Raw genomic sequence first — 19925 nt, forward strand, 5'->3', positions numbered from 1 at the left:
CCCCGCCGCTCAGGACGTCGTCCTGCGGCGGGCACACCCGACGACGCCTCACCACGTTCCCTCGTCACATCCGCGGGGAGCGTGCCCGACTATGGAGACATCATGACTCGACGCATCGAGCACCTGAAGGACCAAGCCTGCCTGATGGTGAAAGGCCCAGATCGCCCAGGCATTGTGGCCGCCGTCGGATCCGCGATCGCACGCAACGGTGGCAACATTCTCCAGAGCGACCAGTTCACCAGCATCGACGCTGAACCTGTGTTCTACCAGCGGACCGTGTTCCACAGGGAGAACCTCACCGAATCTCTGGCCGACATCGAAGAAGACCTCGCGGAACAGCTGGCCCACGTGGGACTCGAATGGCGCCTCATCGATCGTTCCAAGCCCAAGCGCATGATCGTGCTCGCTCCGAAGTCCGATCATTGCCTATTGGATCTCCTGTGGCGCCAGCAGCGCGGCGAATTGCCCGTCGAGATCCCCATGGTGATTTCCAACCACCCCGACCTCCGCGAAGAAGTCGAATACTTTGGTATCGACTTCCACCACGTCCCGTCCATGGGCGCGGACAAGTCAGAGGCCGAGGCCAAGATTCTGGAGCTCATCTCAGGGCGTGCCGACTTCGTGGTGCTGGCGCGCTACATGCAGATTCTGTCCGAAGAGTTCTTGGGCGCCGTCGGGGTCCCGATCATCAACATTCACCATTCCTTCCTGCCCGCCTTCATCGGTGCAGGCCCTTACCGGATGGCGTGGGAACGCGGCGTCAAGCTGATCGGGGCCACGGCTCACTACGTCACCCCGGAGCTCGACGCCGGCCCCATCATCGAGCAAGACGTCACCCGGGTGGATCACACGTTTTCCCCGGCAGACCTCCAAAAGCGTGGGGCATACGTCGAGCGCGAGACGCTATCCCGGGCCGTGCAGGCGCATGCCGAGGACCGCGTGTTCTGGCACGGGAATCACGCGATCGTCTTCTGATCCTTCCGCGCCTAGACGCCAGCAGGGTCGCGGCGGCCGAGGCGCACCTTCTTGACCTCGCGGCCCTTCTCAACGTCGGTATCGCGGAACCCGAAGAACCAGGTCAACGTGAAGGACAAGACCAGCGCCACGGCCGAGGATAGGAGATAGCCCCAGAAGCTCGAGTCCAAGCCCGCGGGATTCACGAAGGACGTGAAGCCGATCAGCGACCCTGTGAAGCCCCACATGTTGACGTGGAACAGGCCCGTCAGCAGGCCGCCGACGGCCGAAGCGCACGAAGCCATGATGAACACCCGGCCGTACTTGAGGTTTACGCCGTACATCGCCGGCTCGGTGATCCCGCAGAACGCCGAAATTGCGGCCGGTCCGGAGAGTTGCTTGATCTTCTGGATCTTCGAGCGGAAAAAGACCGCGGCCACCGCACCACCCTGCGCAACCATCGTCACGGAAATCAGCGCATTGAGCTGAGAGTGTCCGCTCGTGGAAATATCCTGCGCGACCAGAGGGATGACGGCCCAGTGCAGGCCGAAAATGACCAGGCACTGATAGAGACCACCGATGATGAGCCCCGAAATTGCGGGGGAGAGATCGTAGAGGAACTGGATTCCTTGGGCGATGCCCGAGGACATCAGCGTGACGATGGGCCCCAACACGAGGATGATCGCCAGCGACACCACAACGACCTCGACCAACGGCACCAGGATCATCCGCAAGGTCACGGGGATGACCTTCTTGAGCCAAGGCTCCACCACGGACGCCAACCAGGCAGCCACAATGATCGGGAAGATCGTCGAGGAGTAGTCGGCCATGTGATACGGAAGACCGAAAAATTCCCCATTGAGGGACATGCCCGCAATGGATCCACGGCCCTCGCCCTGGGACATCTCGATCAGGCTTGGGTATGTGAGGACGCCGCCGATGATCGCGACGATGATGGGGTCCGAACCCAGCCGTCGGGCCGCCGTGTATCCCACAAAGATCGGCAGGAAGAAGAAGACGGCTCCGGACATCGCGTCGATCAGCGCGTAGGTCTGTGAATTCTCCGTGGTGACGCCGAAGGTCAGGAGCAGCGACAGGATGCCCTTGAGAATTCCTGCGGCCGCGAGCAACCCGATGATTGGGATCATCGATCCCGTGATGACTCCGATGAGCGAGCTGAACCCGTGTTTGACCCACCCCCAAGCGGTATCGGGGCGTTCCGCGGCGGATTCTTCGGCCGAGGCGTCTTCGGCGGTCGCGGCATCGCCCAACTGGTTCTCGATGGCGGCGTACACGTCCTCCACGGCAGGCCCGATGACCACCTGATATTGACCGGCACCCTTGGCGACGTCGATGACGCCGTCCAGGTTGGCCACGGTTGCGTCATCGGCCTTCTGGTCATCTCTAAGGTAGAAACGCACGCGGGTGATGCAGTGGGTGACGCTTCGGATATTGTCCTCGCCGCCCACGTGATGAATGATGTCCCACGCCAAGGCGTCATAGCCGGTGAGTTCCTCGGGGCGAGTCTCCGACGGGTTGTCTGGTGGGGTCGCGGTGCCCTCGGCGCTTCCGGTAGCGCTCGCCGCCGTGGCGCCGGAAGTACTACTGGATTTCTCGGCCGGTTGCGCAACCTTGGCGGTGGCCGCGGCGATGGGTTGACCGGCTTCTGCCTCGCCGCGATCCACGGTCCAGTGGCTGAGTCTCTTGGCGGAGTTGGTGATCACCAAGATCACCGTGGGGTCCTTCCCGGCTTCGCGGATTGCGGGGACATCCACAGTGCCGAGTGCCTGGCCCGCAGCCACCTCGTCGCCTTTGGCGACTCGCAGGTCAAAGGGTTTCCCGTGAAGTTCCACGGTGTCGATGCCAAGGTGGATCAAGAATTCCAGGCCGGACGACGTCTTGAGGCCGAGCGCGTGGCCCGACGACGCAACCATCGTTACGGTGCCGCCGACCGGCGCCACGATCTCTGAGCCGTGTGGTTCGCTGATGCCAAGGCCTTCACCCACCATTTTCCCTGAGAAAACGGGGTCGGGGACGGCGGTGATATCGATGACCTCGCCGGAGACCGGGGCGAGAATCTCGACGGGTTCCTCTGGGAGTTCGCTCATGGTTCTGGCTCCTCATTGAGTCGTACCCCACGCCGATGTGGCGTGGGGTACACACAAGAGTAGCTTTTCGCACCTGACGGGGGCACCCACGGGGTGCGTGGCGGCGATCCCTTTCGGCTAGTCCTTAACGGTCGCCGACGCGGCGACCGCGCCCGCAGAGATCTCGCCGCCCTGTACGTTCAGTGAGCTCAGCCGATCCGCGGAGTTGGTGATGACGACGATCGCCGTCGTGTCCTTGCCTGCGTCCTCGATGGCTTTGAGGTCCATGGTGCCCACGGATTGCCCGGCCTCTACACGATCGCCCTTGACGATCTCGATGTCGAAGGGCTCGCCTCGCAGTTCCACGGTGTCGATGCCCAGGTGCAACAGCACCTCTAGGCCGTCCTCGGTTTTGATGCCGAGGGCGTGCTTGCTGCTCGTTGCCACGGTCACCGTGCCGCTGACGGGAGCGACGATGTCTCCGTTTGTCGGATTCTGGACCCCGAATCCTTCGCCCATCATCTTTTGCGCGAAAACGGGATCTGCGACGTGCTCAATCCTGATGACTTCGCCGGACACCGGGCTGAGGATCTCGCTCGGATGGCCCACCTTGGCGGAACCGTCGGTGAAGTGAGAGGAAACGGTGTTCATGTCGTTTGTCCTTTGTGAGGCAACACAATGTCGCGTCCCACTCTAGAACAGACGATCGCTCGCGATGCGGGCACCCTCCACGAGCGAACGGATCTTGGCCTCCGCGATATCCGGGTGAAGCCGTCCGCCCAAACCGCAGTCGGTACCCGCGACGACGTTCTCCCGCCCCACCACGGAAGCGAACTGCTCGATGCGCTGAGCAACGAGTTCGGGGTGCTCGACCACATTGGTCGAATGGGACACGACTCCGGGCACAATGATCTTTCCCTCGGGGAGGGCGACGTCTTCCCACGCCTTCCACTCGTGAGCGTGGCGGACGTTGCCGGCTTCGAAGACGTAAGCCCCGGCATTAATGGTGAAGAGCGACTCGATGAGATGTTTGATCTCGATGTCGGTGCTGTGGGGGCCGTGCCAGGATCCCCAACACAGGTGAAAGCGCACCTGATCTTCGGGTATGCCGCGCAGGGCATGGTTTGCGGCCTCGATTGCGAGGCGATTGAACGAGAGATACTCGTCGATGCTCGGCTCGGGGACCAGCTGATCCCACGCCTCGGCGATCGACGGGTCGTCTAACTGAAGAATGAAACCGGCGTCGGTGATGGCCTTATATTCCTCGTGAAGCACATCGGCCCAGGCATAGATGAACTCTTCGTCCGTCGCGTAGTACCGATTGCCGATGCGGGAGGCTGATCCGGGGGAGAGGGACGCCACGAAGGCCTCCGACGCGCCGTTCTGATCGACGGCGGATTTCAGATTCGCGATGTCGGTCTCTACGGCGTCCCGGCCTTCGTAGGTCAGCGGCCCGGTCGCGATCGGAAATTCGCCGTCTGGGTCGTTGCCGAGGTCGATGGAACGATAGAAGTCCGCAAAGCGGTTCCAGTCTCGACGCACGGCGAAACTGTTGTACCGGCCGTTGCCCGGCTCGCTGAGGATCTCCCGGAATGAGGCGCCGTCGACGGTCTCAAGGCCCCCGGTTCGGGCGAAGGAGTAGTGCCACCAGGCGCCGTAGTCGATGTCGTCGACCATCGCGTGACCGTATTCGCCGTCGTTGACGGTGTCGATGCCCCACTCGACCTGACGGGCCACGATGTCATCCACCGAGGCGGACAAAGTGCGACGAAATTCTTCGTCGGTGATCTTGCCGTCGCGGCGTCGGGCATTGGCTTGGATCAGCTCGTCGGTGCGGGGCAGGGACCCGACGTGGGTCGTCCGGATGCGATCGGTGCTCCTCAACATGATTCCTCCATCGATCCTGGCGTGAGCACCGCTCCCATGGAAAGGGTTCGGTTGCTGCGACGTCGTAGAGCCAGGTCTCTCGGCCGCTCGGGATGGTGATGTACCCAATTCACCTTTCCCGGCGTTGACTAGGGAATCCAATCGAGGGCGCTGAAATCACGCCTGTGACACGCTGTTGCGCCACTGTTTCGTGTTACCGATTTGTGACGAATGGGGTTATGGTGTCGATTACACACCAGGATCATGTGGGTCACGGGGAATCGCTCTGTGCTCAATCTGAGGACTGGGGAACCACGCCCCAAACAGGGGAAACTACATCGCCGTCGCGCGCATCTACCGATGCCCACCGTCTCGCACGGGTATCGGGCGGAAACGTGCGATGACTCGTCTCTTAAAAGGGAATTTATGTCTGATAAGACTCAACAACAGGTGAGCAAGGACCCGGAGGAATCCGCATTCGAACAAGAGCAGGCGGGCTTCCATCAAAGTCTCGGGCCTCGTCAGCTCCAAATGATTGCGATCGGCGGTGCTATCGGTACGGGCCTGTTCTTGGGCGCCGGTGGCCGTCTCGCGAGTGCCGGCCCCTCGCTGTTTCTGGACTACGCCCTCTGCGGCATCATCGCCTATCTGATTCTTCGAGCTCTGGGTGAGCTCGTCGTGCACCGCCCCTCCTCAGGCTCTTTCGTCTCCTACACCCGAGAGTTCTACGGTGAAAAGGCGGCGTACGTCTCCGGGTGGATGTACTGGCTTAACTGGGCCACAACCGCGATCGTGGACTCCACCGCGATCGCGATCTACGTGCACTGGTTCGGTCAATACAGCGCCTTCATCGACGCGATTCCACAGTGGCTGATTGCCCTCCTGGTGATCGTGATCGTGGTTCTCATGAACTTGATTTCGGTCAAGGTCTTCGGCGAGATGGAATTCTGGTTCGCCTTGATCAAGGTCGTCGCGCTGGTGACCTTCCTGGTCCTGGCCATCTTCTTCGTGATCTTCGGGACGCCCACCGGTTCGCCCCGCGGCTTGGGTCTGATCACCGATAACGGCGGCCTCTTCCCGAACGGCATCATGCCGGCACTGGTCATCATGCAGGGTGTCGTATTTGCGTACGCTTCCATCGAGCTGGTGGGTACGACGTTGGGCGAAACCAAGAACGCGGAAAAGGTGATCCCCAAGGCGATCAACACCGTGATCCTGCGTATCGCGGTCTTCTACGTGGGCGCGATCTTCCTGCTCTGCCTTTTGCTGCCGTACACGGCCTTCAGCGCGGATGAGTCGCCGTTCGTGACGTTCTTCTCCTCGATCAACGTCAGCGCGGCTGGCCCGATCATGGAGCTCGTCGTCATCACTGCGGCCCTCTCCTCGCTCAACGCGGGTCTATATTCCACGGGACGCATTCTTCACTCGATGTCGATGGCGGGTTCCGCGCCGAAGTTCGCACAGCACCTCACCAAATCCGGCGTTCCTTACGGCGGCATTCTGCTGACCGCGGGTGTCGCGCTGTTGGGCGTGGTGTTGAACTACTTCGTCCCGGACGAGGCCTTTGAAATCGTGCTGAATATTGCCTCGCTCGGCATCATCGCCGGTTGGGCCGCGATCGCGTTGGCGCACATGAAGTTCGTGCAGCTAGCCAAACAGGGCAAGTACAAGCGGCCCGAGTATCGGGCGCCCTGGGCACCGTTCACCAACTGGATTACGTTGGTATTCCTCGTTGGTGTGGTCGTGCTGATCGGCTTCGACTATCCGGTGGGTACCTACACCTTGGCTTCGATGATCATCATCATCCCGGCCTTGATCATTGGGTGGTTTGTGGTGCGCACCCGCGTACGCGAACTGGCCGCTGAGCGTGAAGGATTCACGGGCATGTACCCGATTGTCGCGGACCGCCCCGCAGCTCACCGCGACAACCGCCATCACACGGGTCGTGGCAGCACCACCATCATTCACGAGGAGGACGACCCCAAGGATCACTGATCCCGACGTCACCTCGTGGTTACGGTCCCGTCCCTGAAGTATCAGGGGCGGGACCGTCGTCGTTGTGCTCGCGTTTCATCATGCAAGAAACCCCGGACTGTTCATGGGCGTGAGACATCGCGGGAGTACCCTGGGACGAAGCAAAACACCTTGGAGGAGTACACATGCCCGATCTGCGATCCAGGACTTCGACGCACGGACGCAACATGGCAGGCGCCCGCGCTCTGTGGCGCGCCACCGGTATGAAGAAGGAAGATTTCGGGAAGCCGATTGTGGCGATCGCGAACTCATTCACGCAGTTTGTGCCGGGCCACGTTCACCTCAAGAACATGGGCTCGCTCGTGGCCAGCGCGATCGAAGAGGCGGGCGGCGTCGCCAAGGAATTTAATACCATCGCGGTGGACGACGGCATCGCCATGGGGCACGACGGCATGCTCTACTCCTTGCCTTCCCGCGACATCATCGCCGACTCCGTGGAATACATGGTTCAGGCGCACCGGGCCGACGCACTGGTGTGCATCTCCAATTGCGACAAGATCACCCCCGGAATGCTCATGGCCGCGATGCGCTTGAACATTCCGGTGGTCTTCGTCTCCGGCGGCCCGATGGAATCCGGAAACGCCGTGGAGGGGGTCATCGAGCACCGCATCGACCTGGTGGACGCGATGTCCTACGCGGTCGATGAATCCGTGACCGACGAGCAGCTCGGACTGATCGAGGAAAACGCCTGCCCGACCTGTGGCTCGTGCTCGGGCATGTTCACGGCGAACTCGATGAACTGCCTCACCGAGGCCCTGGGGCTTTCCTTGCCCGGTAACGGCACGACCCTCGCGACGCAGGTCGCCCGCCGCGAGCTCTTCCTCAAGGCGGGCCGCACCGTCGTCGAGATCGCCAAGAAGTACTACGAAGACGACGACGATTCCGTTCTCCCCCGGAATATCGCGACCAAGAACGCCTTCACCAATGCGATGGCGCTGGATATCGCGATGGGTGGTTCGACGAATACGGTTCTGCACATCCTCGCCGCCGCGCAAGAGGCCGAGGTGGACTTCAATCTCAAGGACATCGACGAACTCTCCCGGCGCGTGCCGTGCCTGGCCAAGGTGGCACCCAACTCCACGCAGTTCCACATCGAACACGTCCACAAGGCCGGCGGCATCCCCGCGATCCTGGGTGAGTTGGACCGAGCCGGCCTGTTCCTGCATGACGGAGTCCGCACGGTGCACGCGGAGTCGGTGGACGCCTGGCTCAACGAATGGGACATCCGCCGTGATACCGCCTCCGAGCGCGCGCGGGAGCTTTTCCTGGCCGCCCCTGGGGGAGTGCGGACGACGCAGGCATTTTCCACGGCCAATAAGTTTGAAGAACACGATACGGACCCGGAATTTGGCTGCATCCACTCGGTGGAGCATGCCTACACCAAGGACGGCGGCCTCGCGATCCTGTTTGGCAATATCGCCGAAGACGGCGCGGTGATCAAGACCGCCGGTATCGACGAGAGCCTGTTCCACTTCCGTGGCAAGGCCTTTGTGGTCGAGTCGCAGGACGAGGCCGTGTTCGAGATCCTGTCCAAGCACGTCGAGCCAGGGGACATCGTCGTGATCCGTTACGAAGGCCCCAAGGGCGGCCCGGGCATGCAGGAGATGCTGTATCCCACCTCGTACCTCAAGGGCTTGGGGCTCGGGAAGGAATGCGCGCTCATTACGGATGGACGCTTTTCCGGCGGTACCTCGGGAATCTCGATCGGCCACATCTCGCCAGAGGCTGCGGCCGGCGGCGCCGTGGGGTTGATCGAGCACGGAGACGAAATCGAGATCGACGTCGCCAACCGACTCCTCCAGGTTCATGTGTCGGATGAGGAACTGGCCCGACGGCGTGAGGCCCGTGGGCCGCTTCCCTGGAAGCCGTCGAAGCCGAGGGAGCGTCAGGTCTCTAAGGCCTTGCGTGCGTATGCCTCGATGGTCACGAGTGCGGACAAAGGTGCCGTGAGGGTCGTTCCGGAGTAAGCTCTCCGGAGCAGACCGAGAGGTCGGCACCCCTAGGCTTGAGATTCAAGTTGTCCACGAGGAAGTTTCCTCGTGGACAACTTGTGTTGTGGCATCGGTTACACTCGGCGTGAAATTTGACTATGCTGGCGCACAACATTCACGAGCCGACAGGGGTTCGTGCTCTGAATAATTGCGAGGTATCCATGTCTTCACGCGGCTCATCCACCTCGGCCAAAGATCGATCGGCCGAGGGAGCGCAGAAGCAGTTCGAGGCTGAACAAGAAGGCTTCAAGAAAGGGCTCACCCCCCGCCAGCTCCAGATGATCGCGATCGGCGGCTCGATCGGAACCGGTCTCTTCTTAGGGACGGGAGGGCGCTTACAAAGTGCCGGTCCCACGCTGTTCATCCTGTACGCCGTCGCCGGTTTCTTTGGGTACCTCATCTTGCGCCAGCTCGGTGAGCTCGTGGTGCACCGGCCGTCCTCAGGGTCCTTTGTGTCCTATTGCCGTGAGTTCTACGGCGAAAAATCCGCGTACTTTGTGGGCTGGATGTATTGGTTGAGCTGGGCGACCACAACGGTGGTCGACGCGACCGCCATGGCGATCTACATCAAGTGGTTTGGGCAGTACATTCCGTTCCTGGGGGAGATTCCCCAGTGGGTTCTCGCCTTCGTGGTGATCCTGATCGTGACCGTCACGAACCTCATTTCGGTCAAGGTCTTCGGGGAGATGGAATTCTGGTTCGCGGTCATTAAGGTCGCGGCACTGGTGATCTTTATGATCGTCGGCATTTTCTTCGTGATCTTCGGTTCACCCTCCGGAGCGTCTACGGGTTTCCACCTGATCTCCGAGAGCGGCGGGATGTTGCCCAATGGGTTGTTGCCGGCGCTGGTGGTTTCGCAGGGCGTCGTCTTCGCGTATTCGGGCATTGAGTTGGTGGGTACGGCCTCGGGCGAAACCCAAGAGCCCGGTCGAGTGATTCCGCGAGCCATCAACTCGGTGATCGCGCGCATCGCCGTGTTCTATGTGGGTTCCGTTCTCCTGCTCTGCCTCCTCCTTCCGTACACCCAGTACAGCGACAACGAATCGCCTTTCGTCACGTTCTTCTCCTCGATTGGCGTGGATGCGGCCGGACCGATCATGCAGCTGGTCGTCATTACCGCGGCGCTCTCGTCCTTGAATGCCGGTCTGTACTCGACCGGTCGCATTGTTCACTCGATGGCGATGGCCGGATCTGCGCCGAAATTCGCTCAGAAGTTGACCAAAGCGGGCGTTCCCTTCGCGGGCATCCTCCTGACAACGGGTGTTGGCGTCCTCGGTGTCATCCTGAACTATTTGGTTCCGGAGGCGGCCTTCGAGATCGTGCTCAACCTCTCCGCGGTCGGGATCATCGTGGGTTGGGCAGCCATTACTCTGCCCCACCAAAAATTCGTGGCTCTCGCGAAGAAAGGTCTGTATCAGAGGCCAAAGTATCGCGCACCCTTCGCGCCGTTTACCAACTGGCTCACCATGCTGTTTTTGGTAGCGGTGATGGTGTTGATCGCCTTCGATTTCCCCGTCGGTACGTATACCTTGGCGTCGATGGTCGCGATCATTCCGCTGATGATCATCGGGTGGTTTATGGTGCGTCGTCGCGTGATGGAGGTCGCCGCCCAGCGTGAGGGCTACACCGGTGCCTTCCCGGTCGTGGCCCAATGGCCGACTACGAGCGAACATGACGGCAAGGATCATCATCGTGGCTCGACCACGACGATTCACACGGAGGACGAGAAAGACTAATTTCGTCCCTTCACCAAAAGGCTCCCCGCCCTAGTGGGGAGCCTTTTGTGTTCCCAGGGTCAGGTTGCCGCGGTATCGATCTTTGAGAAGGTGGCTTTCATGGGCCAAATTGCCGGGTACACTTTTCCTGACATCCCGATTCGGTGAAGTGGGTCATAGCGTTGTGACGTGCTGACGAGTCGGGATTCGCAATGATCTTGAGCGACCGCGGCAAAGGAGCCTGTCGAGTTCGACGGCGTCTTTCCCGGGGCTCCCCAACCCAACAAAGGGCTTGCATGTCATCAAAATCGACGATCCAAGAAACTCCTGAGTCTGCCTCAGGTAATACCAAGGAATTCCTGGCCGCAGAGGATCAAGGTCTCCACAAGGGCCTCGGTGCCCGCCAGCTCCAAATGATCGCCATTGGCGGTGCCATCGGAACGGGCCTGTTCCTGGGCGCGGGTGGTCGTCTGCAAAGTGCCGGACCGTCCCTGTTCATCATTTACGGCATTTGTGGATTCTTCGGGTACCTCATCCTCCGGTCCCTCGGCGAATTGGTGTGTCACCGTCCGTCGTCGGGATCCTTCGTGTCCTATACCCGCGAATTCTATGGCGAGAAGGCCGCATACGTTTCTGGCTGGTTGTACTGGCTGAACTGGGCCATGACGGCCATTGCCGACGCCACGGCCATCGCGATCTACGTCAAGTGGTTCGGCCACTACAGCGATTTCGTCGCGTCGATTCCGCAGTGGGTTTCCGCGCTGGCGGTGATCGCGATTGTCGTGGCCACCAACCTCATTTCGGTCAAGGTTTTTGGCGAGATGGAATTCTGGTTCTCGCTGATCAAGGTTGCGGCCTTGGTGATCTTCCTGGTGGTCGGCATCATCTTCGTGATCTTCGGGTCCCCGAACGGCAGCCCCACGGGATTCCAGCTGATTACGGACCATGGTGGGCTTTTCCCCGCGGGTGGCTTGGCGGCGCTCGTCGTCGTTCAAGGTGTGGTTTTTGCGTACGCCGGTATCGAGCTCGTGGGCACCACGTCCGGTGAGACTCGAAATGCCGAGAAAGTGATCCCGAAGGCCATCAATACCGTGATTCTGCGCATTGCGGTGTTCTATGTGGGTCCGGTCCTGTTGCTGTGCATGCTCTTGCCGTACACGCAATACAGTGAGGACGAATCTCCCTTCGTCACCTTCTTCGCATCCATCGGAGTGGACGCCGCCGGCCCGATCATGCAGCTCGTGGTGATTACGGCCGCGCTGTCGTCGTTGAATGCCGGCCTGTACTCCACCGGACGCATCATGCACTCGATGTCAATGGCGGGCTCTGCCCCGAAATTTGCCTCGAAGCTCAATAAATCCGGCGTGCCCTTCGGTGGAATCCTGCTGACGGCGGCCGTGGCCCTGCTCGGCGTAGTCCTGAACTACCTGGTTCCGGAGGCGGCTTTTGAGATCGTGCTGAATATCTCCGCGGTCGGCACCATGGCCTCTTGGGCGGCCATCACGATGTCTCACCAGAAGTTTGTGAAGCTCTCCAAGCTCGGTCACTACGTCCGGCCGAAGTATCGTGCACCTTTCGCGCCGTTCACCAACTGGCTCACCGTCGGTTTCCTCGTGGCCGTCATGGTGCTGATCGCGCTGGACTATCCCGTGGGGACGTACACCCTGGGGGCCATGCTGATCATCATCCCGCTGCTCGTGATCGGCTGGTTCGTCGTGCGTGGTCGGGTCATGCAGATCGCGGCCGAACGAGAGGGAATCACGGGCATTTATCCCGTGCTCGCCGTGCGGCCGTCGGTAGAGGTTCAGCACATGAACCAGGACCATCGCGAAGGGCGGTAAGTAGCGGCCGACGCCGTCCGGGCTGTACCGGGCGGCGTCGGCACCTTAGCGCACCACCGAACTGAGAAGCAGGCTCGTTTCACTATTAACGACGCCGTCGATCCCGCGGATGCGCTTGAGCACGGCGTCGAAGTCCTGCAAATCCACGCAGGTGAGTTCGGCGACCAAGTCCCATCCGCCGTTGGTGGTGTGGAGTGCGAGAATCTCGGGAAGGCCGCGCAATTCGTGAATCACGTGGTCTGTGGTTCGGCCCTCAATCTCGATGAGAGAGATGGCCCGGACCTGTGCAACATCGGCATAGTCGCGCACTCGGACGCTAAATCCCACGATGATCCCCCGAGCGGTGAGGGAATCCATGCGTTTAGTCACGGTGGTTCGCGAGACGCCCAGTTCTTGGGCCAGGGCGGCGACGGGCGTTCGACCGTCCTCGCGGAGGGCGGCGATGAGGCGTCGATCGAGATCGGTGAGGCGTTCCATGAACAGAATGCTAAACGAAAGCTCTCAATCTGCACATTTAGCCGTCAGATTGACGGCATAATGCCAATTTTGGACCTAATGTGAAATCTATACACTCACTTTTGGGAGAGTCTGGCCAGCCACAGGTTGGCCCTGAACAGTCGAAGAAAGGACTTCAATGACGCAGTTCGTCGATGTCAAGAACATGGCACGCTGGATCCAGCGTGATGGCGTGGAAAAGATCATCGGAAACATGATCGGTTACCTGGAGCGGGACTTCTCCCGCTGGGAAAAATTCGACAAGACGCCTCGCATCGCCAGCCATACCCCGTTTGGCGTGATCGAGCTGATGCCGACGTCGGACGGTGAGCTGTACTCCTTCAAGTACGTCAATGGCCATCCCTCGAATCCGGCCCGCGGCTTCCAGACGGTCACGGCCTTCGGCGTCCTCGCCGACGTCGACAATGGTTACCCCACGTTCGTCGCCGAGATGACCCTCTTGACGGCCCTCCGGACGGCTGCGACCTCCGCGATGTTCGCCCGCAAGTTGGCCCGCCCCGATTCGCGGAAGATGGCTCTGATCGGCGCCGGTTCCCAGTCCGAGTTCCAGTCCCTCGGTTTCCGAGCCGCCTTCGGCATCGAGGATTTGTCCGTGTACGACATCGATCCGAAGGCTGTGGAGAAGCTCAAGCGCAATCTGGAGCCGCTCGGGTTCCGGATCACCGCGGCCGAGTCCGTGGCGGAGGCCGTTCAGGACGCCGACATCATCACCACCTGCACCGCCGATAAGGCTCAGAACACCATTTTGGCCAATGAGAACGTCAAGCCCGGCGTGCACCTCAATGCCGTCGGTGGTGACTGCCCGGGGAAGACCGAGCTTGAAGGCGAGATCCTCAACCGCGGCAAGGTGTTCGTGGAATTCACCCCGCAGACTCGCGTCGAGGGCGAAATCCAGCAGATGGATCCCGACTTCCCGGTCACCGAGTTCTGGCAGGTGCTCAACGGCCAGGCCGAAGGGCGCACCTCGCCGGAGGAGATCACGATCTTCGACTCGGTCGGTTTCGCGATCAATGACTTCTCCGCATTGCGTTGCGCGAGCGACGCGACCGCGGATTCGGATCTCCAGGATTACATCGATCTGGTGGCCGATCCGGAGGACCCGAAGGATCTGTTCTCCCTGGTCAATTCCATGAAGCCTGTCGGTTAATCGGAGCCTTTAGCTCGATTAAGGGGCCGTGGTGCACTGTGGCGTGCACCACGGCCCCTCTTTTGTGGGTAACATGATCGACACATCGAGCCGATATCGTTCGGAATTACTCGCACATGCTTACTTAGCACAAAGGTATTTACCTATGACATCTAAAGCATCACAGTCCGAGGTTTCCCCTCGGGACAGTGCCACAGAGAACTCTTTTAACGACGAACAGGCCGGGTTCCACAAGGGATTGGGGCCCCGCCAGCTACAGATGATCGCCATCGGCGGCGCGATCGGTACAGGCCTCTTCCTGGGTGCGGGCGGCCGCCTGCACAGCGCCGGCCCGTCGCTCTTCCTGGTCTACGCGGTGTGTGGCCTGATGGGCTACTTGATCCTCCGCTGCCTCGGCGAGCTCGTGGTGCACCGGCCGTCGTCGGGCTCTTTCGTCTCGTACTCCAGGGAATTCTTTGGCGAGAAAGCCGCGTACTTCTCCGGGTGGATGTATTGGCTGTTCTGGGCCACCACCGCCGTGGTGGACGCCACCGCAATCGCCATTTACGTGCGCTGGTTCGGACAATACCTGCCATTCTTTGGCGATATCCCGCAGTGGGTCATTGCCTTCTTGGTGGTCGTCATCGTGGTGGCCATGAACCTCATCTCCGTCAAGGTCTTCGGAGAGATGGAATTCTGGTTTTCCCTCATCAAGGTGGCCGCATTGGTCATCTTCCTGATCCTGGGCATCATCTTCGTGATCGTGGGGACGCCCAATGGCTCGCCCGTGGGCTTCCAGCTGATGTCGGACAATGGCGGCATCTTCCCCAACGGGTTGATGCCGGCCTTGATCATTTCCCAGGGCGTCGTCTTCGCGTATGCGGGTATCGAGCTGGTCGGCACCACCTCGGGTGAGACTAAGAACGCCGAGAAGATCATCCCTAAGGCCATCAACACCGTGATCTTGCGTATTGCCGTGTTCTACGTTGGTTCGGTCCTGTTGTTGTGCCTGTTGCTCCCGTACACCGCCTTTAGCGAAAACGAGAGCCCGTTCGTGACCTTCTTCTCCTCGATCGGCGTCGACGCCGCAGGCCCGATCATGCAGCTCGTGGTCATTACGGCCGCGCTCTCCTCGCTGAACGCCGGGCTGTATTCGACCGGTCGGATCATGCATTCCATGGCGATGGCTGGTTCCGCACCGAAGTTTGCGCGGAATCTGACTAAGTCCGGAGTTCCTTTCGGCGGCATCGTGCTCACCGCTATCGTCGCGCTTCTCGGAGTCGTGCTGAATTACTTTGTTCCCGAAAGCGCCTTTGAGATCGTGCTGAACTTCGCTTCGATCGGCATCATGAGCGCGTGGCTGACGATCACGTTGTGCCACATGAAGTTTGTCTCGTTGACCAAGACGGGTCGATACGTCCGCCCGCACTATCGGGCGCCGCTGGCACCGTTCACCAACTGGATCGTGCTCGCGTTCCTGGCTGGCGTCGTGGTCTTGATCGCCATCGACTATCCGGTGGGTACTTTTACCTTGGCGTCGATGATCATCGTGATTCCGGTGTTGGTCATTGGCTGGTTCGTGGTGCGCGGCAGGGTTATGGAGATCGCCGCTGAGCGCGACGGCGTGACTGGACTGCACCCCGTGGTTGCTCAGCGTCCCGCGGCCAAGAAGGGCCGCGAACGCTAACTCGAGCGAATCGTCGGACCGACGGCCCCGCGCTGACCAGGCGCGGGGCCGTCGTCGTCCACCGGGCTTGACGCCGGGCGACGTCGGAGGACCCCGAGTGGATACTATGTGGCCATGCGTAACGTCAGCCTTGTATCGGAACGACTCTCCCTGGACCCACCGTGCGCCGACGACGTCGCCGCGATTGCTGACGCGTGCCAAGATCCGGAGATCCCTCGCTGGACAGGCCAGATTCCTCATCCCTACGACGAAGACGACGCCATGGAGTTCATCGAAGGGATTGTCGGACCCGGCTGGGCTCGCGGCGACTGCCTGAACTGGGCCGTGCACCTCCGCGACGTGGGTTTTCGGCCCAATGATGGAACCCTCATGGAAATCCCGAAGAAGGCTGCCGACCAAGCCCCTGGCGATGAAAATTTGGGGCTGTTCAGCGGAATCGTGAGTCTCAACCTGAGCGGTACTGGGGGAGCATCGATCGGGTATTGGACGGCCAAGGGTGCCCGAAACCAGGGAATCACGCAGGAGGCCTGCGAACTGGTTCTCGATTTTGCTTTTCGGTCAGCGTCTGAGCGAAGTCACCCGGGGCTGGGCGTGCACCGGGTTGAGTGGCGCGCCATGGTGGGCAACGTGGCATCGGCGAAGCTGGCCCAACGGGTCGGATTCAGTTATGAGGGGCTCCTGCGAAGCGCCCTCACAACCATCGACGGTCGCCGGATGGACGTGTGGGTCGCCGGACTGTTAGCCGAGGATTCCAGGGCCGTCAAAGAGTGGCCGGACCACGTTTTCCGTCCTGCATAGACCCGCGACACGCCGCTAATCTGCCCACCGAGGGTATGTGACAAATTGTGAAGTTCACCCAAAATTCGCCTCTGTTCTGGGCAAATGATGACTATTCAGTGAAAAATCTGACGAAGGCATACAGTTTTGTAATCGTTTCTTTATAAAATTTGCCTGTCTCGAGAGCAATCACTCATGCACCTTCCCATGCTCCGGGCATTTCGGTTTCACCACTCGTCACCAGTTGATTGGAGCCCGATCATGGGTCATTCGAAGTCTCGTCGGTATGTACCGCGCCACGCCACCGCTCGACGTGGCGTGTCCGCCGCTGTCCAGGGAACCTTCGGTTCTCGAGGCGCGCGCGCCGTCGTCGCCGCCTCGGCGTTGGCAGCCACCGCGCTGACCGGCACGCAATTGCACAGCGCACCCCAGGCTCATGCCGCGGCCCAGGACCTCGTCCGGGTCAGCGACGCCCAGCGCCAGGCGGATTCTCAGCGCCTGTTGGACGGCATTAACGCCTACCGTCAGTCCCAGGGCCTTCGCCCGGTCAGCTACTCGGCTCGCTTGAGCCAGATCGAGCAGCCGCATTCGGACGCTCAGATCGTTGCCGAGAATTTTTACCACACCGATGCTTTTCTGACGGATTCCCGGGCCGGAAACTACACGCACGCGAATGAGGTCATTGCGCTGTCCTACCAGCGTGATGTCATGCAGCTGTTGGCCTGGTGGAAGACCTCACCTGCACACAATGCGGCAATCCTTAACCCGAACGCCCAGGTCATCGGTATCGGTCTGAGCTACGCGGATGGAAGCCTGGCCCGGACGGGTCAGCCGTGGCAGATCCTCGGCTCCGTGAACCTGTACGGCTACCGCAATGGAGGCGCTCCGTCGGATGCGACATCGACCGTCGGTGGCGGTGTGGCGCCTCAGTCGTCGTCTTCCTCCTTTGCTCCGTATGGCGCGATTGGGGTGACCTACTCGTCGAACGGCGGCGGATCCGCCTTCGGTCAGCCGGTCATGGCCGAGAGCGATGCGACCGGTGGTCGATACCAGATCTTCAAGACCTCATCCGGCCTGCGCTACAAGTTCCTCTGGAGCGAAAGGACCGGAGCTCACATCGTCAAGGAGTTCGGCGCGATCGGTCAGGTCTGGGCGGCGAAGGACTTCGAGCGTGGCTACGGATTCCCGGTCTCGAATGAGTACCGATACGGCTCGGAGATGCGTCAGAACTTCTCCAACGGCTACATCATCGGCTGGAACGTCTACGACGGAAGCGTTCGCGTTTATCGGTAGCCACTGCGGGTCACCGTAGAATAGAACCGTGACTTCCCAGCATTCTGCACCGCAGCTGACTCGCACCATTCTCTTCCTGATGTGCCTGGCCACAGGCCTCTGCGCAGGAGGAAATTACTTCAATCAGCCGCTGCTGGACGAAATCTCACAATCGTTGGGAGTCAGTAGCGCCACCGCCGCGACGTCGGTCACGGTGGCGCAGGTGGCCTACGCGGTGGGACTCATCTTCTTGACCCCTCTCGGCGATCTCATGGAACGCCGAAAGCTCACGGTCGGGCTGATTGGTCTCACCGCCGTAGGCCAAGCCATGGCCGGGTTCGCCCCGGCCTTTGGCGTTTTCATGATCGGTATCGCCGTGGCCGGTCTCTTCTCTGTGGCGGCGCAGGTTTTGGTGCCGTACGCGGCGATCCTTGCGCCTCCGGGTCGCGGTGGGAAGGCCGTGGGCACCGTGATGTCCGGCTTGCTAACGGGTGTGCTGCTGGCGCGCGCCGTCGCCGGGATCCTGGCGGACCTGGGCGGCTGGACCTTGATCTATCACGTTGCGGCGGTCCTGATGGTCCTCATCGGGATAGGCCTGTGGAGGGTTTTGCCTCCCTCGTACCCCGAGAATCCACCGAATTACCTCGGCTTGTTTTCCTCGATGGCACGGCTCATTCGGAAGCATCCCCGGCTCCGTACGCGAGCCATGATGTCGGGCATTTCCTTCGCTTCGATGAGCGCAATCTTTGCGACGACCACCCTTCTTCTCGCTGGAGAGCCTTTCAACCTCAGCCCCTCGGTTATCGGCGTGGTGGGGCTGACCGGCCTTGCCGGAGCCCTCATGGCCTCGGTCGGCGGCGGCATGGTGGATCGGGGGGCACGGCCGCCGAGGCACCTTCTTTGGCATCGTGGCCTTGGCGCTGGGTTGGGGTGCGTTTTTTCTCAGCGGTCACAGCGTGATCTGGTTCTGCGTCGGCATGATTCTTGCCGATATTGGGGTGCAACTGATTCACATCATTTCCATGAACACGGTGTACACCTTGGACCCTTCCGCGCGGAATCGCCTGAATTCGGTGTACATGACCGTGTACTTTGTGGGCGCTGCCCTGGGCTCCGGGGTCGGTGTCTGGGCGTGGAGCGCGGGGCACTGGCTCGGTGTGTGCATCGCCGGGGGTGTGATGACGGTGCTCTGTGCGGTCATCATGTGGCGGGACATTCACTTGGAGCGGCGCGACGTCGCCACCGCCTGACATCTTGGCCTCAGAACTAGAAATTGGGTGTGACTCACGTAATATCGAGGAGCACCATAATTTCTCACATATGAGGTGAATACCTTGAAATTGAACCACGTTCATCGAACCATTGGCCTGGCGGCAATCGGCGCATTAGCTCTCGCGGGTTGTGGGACTGGAGGGGGCGGCTCCTCCAGCGAGTCTTCTTCCGAAACGTCGATATGCAAGAAGGAAGCCTCGGATAAAACCACTATTGACTCCGCACCGAAGGTCGAGTGGAAAGAGCGGGTCAACGGTGTCAAGGCACCCGAGTCGAAGGAATTTGGCCCGGAAAAGGTAAATGGCGACAAGGTCCCTTCGTGCTTTGAACATTCACCCGAGGGCGCCCTATTGGCTTCGACAAACTATATTTCGGCTATAATGTCGACCGACAAGGACTATATCATCAAAGTGTTTAAGCAGCAGGGAAATGATCGCGCTAAATCAGATAAGACGATTAATCACCTGAATAACGTTGGCACTTCGGAAGAGGAGCGCAATAAATTTAGAGGGAAAATCCAGGTTGCCGGGTACAAAGTTACAGAGTACTCAAAGGATCGAGCCAAAATTGGAGTAATCTTAAGTTATGACGGCCAGCAGGACTATCTGAAATTGACCCCCGCTATTGAATGGCAAGATAGTGACTGGAAGCTTGCAGTGGACTCTGGAGATAAATCGACGTTATCTTCCGATGACGTGAAGAGTTCAGACGAATTTACCAAGTGGGGCCCTAACGTTTCCGAAGGATCCTCGTCCTGAAGCAACTCCTGACCGTGTCGAAACGCCGG

The 19925-nt window shown here is 60.4% G+C and carries 15 protein-coding genes and 1 riboswitch; of the genes, 11 read left to right on the plus strand and 4 right to left on the minus strand.

The features are described 5' to 3' along the window. Positions 1-102 precede the first annotated feature (102 nt). Entirely contained in the window at positions 103-975 is an 873-nt protein-coding gene (gene purU / locus D8M21_RS06025) for a formyltetrahydrofolate deformylase (protein WP_048681977.1), read from the plus strand. 11 nt (positions 976-986) lie between these two features. Here the strand turns inward: purU and D8M21_RS06030 are convergent, their stop codons facing one another. The 3 genes from D8M21_RS06030 to D8M21_RS06040 form a co-directional block, all read right to left on the minus strand. Continuing rightward, positions 987-3062 carry a glucose PTS transporter subunit IIA gene (locus D8M21_RS06030; protein WP_048681974.1) on the minus strand — a complete coding sequence of 692 codons (2076 nt, stop codon included), beginning with the start codon at positions 3060-3062 and terminating at the stop codon, positions 987-989. Between the two features lie 117 nt (positions 3063-3179). Further along, the gene (locus tag D8M21_RS06035; RefSeq protein WP_053090003.1) at positions 3180-3692 is read right to left on the minus strand and encodes a PTS sugar transporter subunit IIA; all 513 of its coding nucleotides are present in this window, start codon (positions 3690-3692) and stop codon (positions 3180-3182) included. A 42-nt stretch (positions 3693-3734) separates the two neighbouring features. After that, positions 3735-4928, minus strand: a complete 1194-nt coding sequence (locus tag D8M21_RS06040) for a cobalamin-independent methionine synthase II family protein (protein WP_048681972.1) — start codon at positions 4926-4928, stop codon at positions 3735-3737. 4 nt (positions 4929-4932) lie between these two features. Then, a riboswitch (SAM riboswitch) is annotated at positions 4933-5027 on the minus strand. Positions 5028-5333: 306 nt separating this feature from the next. On the opposite strand from D8M21_RS06040, the gene D8M21_RS06045 reads away from it, so the two are divergent. From D8M21_RS06045 to D8M21_RS06060, 4 genes are all read left to right on the plus strand, one after another. Next, a complete protein-coding gene (locus D8M21_RS06045; RefSeq protein ID WP_126855720.1) occupies positions 5334-6902 on the plus strand; it encodes an amino acid permease in 1569 nt (522 codons plus the stop codon). A gap of 164 nt (positions 6903-7066) precedes the next feature. Continuing rightward, positions 7067-8908, plus strand: a complete 1842-nt coding sequence (gene ilvD / locus D8M21_RS06050; RefSeq protein ID WP_048681964.1) for a dihydroxy-acid dehydratase — start codon at positions 7067-7069, stop codon at positions 8906-8908. Positions 8909-9093: 185 nt separating this feature from the next. Further along, positions 9094-10668 (plus strand): amino acid permease, encoded by a 1575-nt coding sequence (locus D8M21_RS06055; protein WP_048682512.1) that lies wholly within the window; start codon positions 9094-9096, stop codon positions 10666-10668. Positions 10669-10943: 275 nt separating this feature from the next. Beyond that, positions 10944-12488, plus strand: coding sequence for an amino acid permease (locus D8M21_RS06060; protein WP_048681961.1), 1545 nt, complete (start codon positions 10944-10946; stop codon positions 12486-12488). A 45-nt stretch (positions 12489-12533) separates the two neighbouring features. Here D8M21_RS06060 and D8M21_RS06065 read toward each other — a convergent pair whose 3' ends face one another. Beyond that, on the minus strand, positions 12534-12965 hold the full coding sequence (locus D8M21_RS06065) for an Lrp/AsnC family transcriptional regulator (RefSeq protein ID WP_048681959.1): 432 nt from the start codon (positions 12963-12965) through the stop codon (positions 12534-12536). Positions 12966-13122: 157 nt separating this feature from the next. Here D8M21_RS06065 and D8M21_RS06070 point away from each other — a divergent pair, with 157 nt between their 5' ends. The 6 genes from D8M21_RS06070 (at position 13123) to D8M21_RS06095 (ending at position 19896) form a co-directional block, all read left to right on the plus strand. Further along, the gene (locus D8M21_RS06070) at positions 13123-14151 is read left to right on the plus strand and encodes an ornithine cyclodeaminase (RefSeq protein ID WP_048681955.1); all 1029 of its coding nucleotides are present in this window, start codon (positions 13123-13125) and stop codon (positions 14149-14151) included. 145 nt (positions 14152-14296) lie between these two features. After that, positions 14297-15817: an amino acid permease gene (locus D8M21_RS06075; protein WP_048681953.1), complete on the plus strand. Its 1521-nt coding sequence runs from the start codon at positions 14297-14299 to the stop codon at positions 15815-15817. 114 nt (positions 15818-15931) lie between these two features. After that, positions 15932-16615 carry a GNAT family N-acetyltransferase gene (locus tag D8M21_RS06080; protein WP_065424308.1) on the plus strand — a complete coding sequence of 228 codons (684 nt, stop codon included), beginning with the start codon at positions 15932-15934 and terminating at the stop codon, positions 16613-16615. 240 nt (positions 16616-16855) lie between these two features. Then, positions 16856-17887 carry a CAP domain-containing protein gene (locus tag D8M21_RS06085; RefSeq protein WP_048681951.1) on the plus strand — a complete coding sequence of 344 codons (1032 nt, stop codon included), beginning with the start codon at positions 16856-16858 and terminating at the stop codon, positions 17885-17887. 28 nt (positions 17888-17915) lie between these two features. Further along, positions 17916-19136 carry an MFS transporter gene (locus tag D8M21_RS06090; protein WP_202975606.1) on the plus strand — a complete coding sequence of 407 codons (1221 nt, stop codon included), beginning with the start codon at positions 17916-17918 and terminating at the stop codon, positions 19134-19136. 64 nt (positions 19137-19200) lie between these two features. After that, complete coding sequence (locus tag D8M21_RS06095) at positions 19201-19896, plus strand: hypothetical protein (RefSeq protein ID WP_126855721.1); 696 nt, start codon at positions 19201-19203, stop codon at positions 19894-19896. Positions 19897-19925: the final 29 nt, after the last annotated feature.

It is taken from the genome of Kocuria sp. HSID16901 (genome assembly GCF_003989425.1).
GTDB classification, from domain to species: domain Bacteria; phylum Actinomycetota; class Actinomycetes; order Actinomycetales; family Micrococcaceae; genus Rothia; species Rothia massiliensis.

Excerpts from the sequence above, each read along its gene's own strand:
- purU (WP_048681977.1), top strand. The coding sequence starts at position 103 with ATGACTCGACGCATCGAGCACCTGAAGGACCAAGCCTGCCTGATGGTG.
- D8M21_RS06030 (WP_048681974.1), bottom strand. The coding sequence starts at position 3,062 with ATGAGCGAACTCCCAGAGGAACCCGTCGAGATTCTCGCCCCGGTCTCC.
- D8M21_RS06035 (WP_053090003.1), bottom strand. The coding sequence starts at position 3,692 with ATGAACACCGTTTCCTCTCACTTCACCGACGGTTCCGCCAAGGTGGGC.
- D8M21_RS06040 (WP_048681972.1), bottom strand. The coding sequence starts at position 4,928 with ATGTTGAGGAGCACCGATCGCATCCGGACGACCCACGTCGGGTCCCTG.
- D8M21_RS06045 (WP_126855720.1), top strand. The coding sequence starts at position 5,334 with ATGTCTGATAAGACTCAACAACAGGTGAGCAAGGACCCGGAGGAATCC.
- ilvD (WP_048681964.1), top strand. The coding sequence starts at position 7,067 with ATGCCCGATCTGCGATCCAGGACTTCGACGCACGGACGCAACATGGCA.
- D8M21_RS06055 (WP_048682512.1), top strand. The coding sequence starts at position 9,094 with ATGTCTTCACGCGGCTCATCCACCTCGGCCAAAGATCGATCGGCCGAG.
- D8M21_RS06060 (WP_048681961.1), top strand. The coding sequence starts at position 10,944 with ATGTCATCAAAATCGACGATCCAAGAAACTCCTGAGTCTGCCTCAGGT.
- D8M21_RS06065 (WP_048681959.1), bottom strand. The coding sequence starts at position 12,965 with ATGGAACGCCTCACCGATCTCGATCGACGCCTCATCGCCGCCCTCCGC.
- D8M21_RS06070 (WP_048681955.1), top strand. The coding sequence starts at position 13,123 with ATGACGCAGTTCGTCGATGTCAAGAACATGGCACGCTGGATCCAGCGT.
- D8M21_RS06075 (WP_048681953.1), top strand. The coding sequence starts at position 14,297 with ATGACATCTAAAGCATCACAGTCCGAGGTTTCCCCTCGGGACAGTGCC.
- D8M21_RS06080 (WP_065424308.1), top strand. The coding sequence starts at position 15,932 with ATGCGTAACGTCAGCCTTGTATCGGAACGACTCTCCCTGGACCCACCG.
- D8M21_RS06085 (WP_048681951.1), top strand. The coding sequence starts at position 16,856 with ATGGGTCATTCGAAGTCTCGTCGGTATGTACCGCGCCACGCCACCGCT.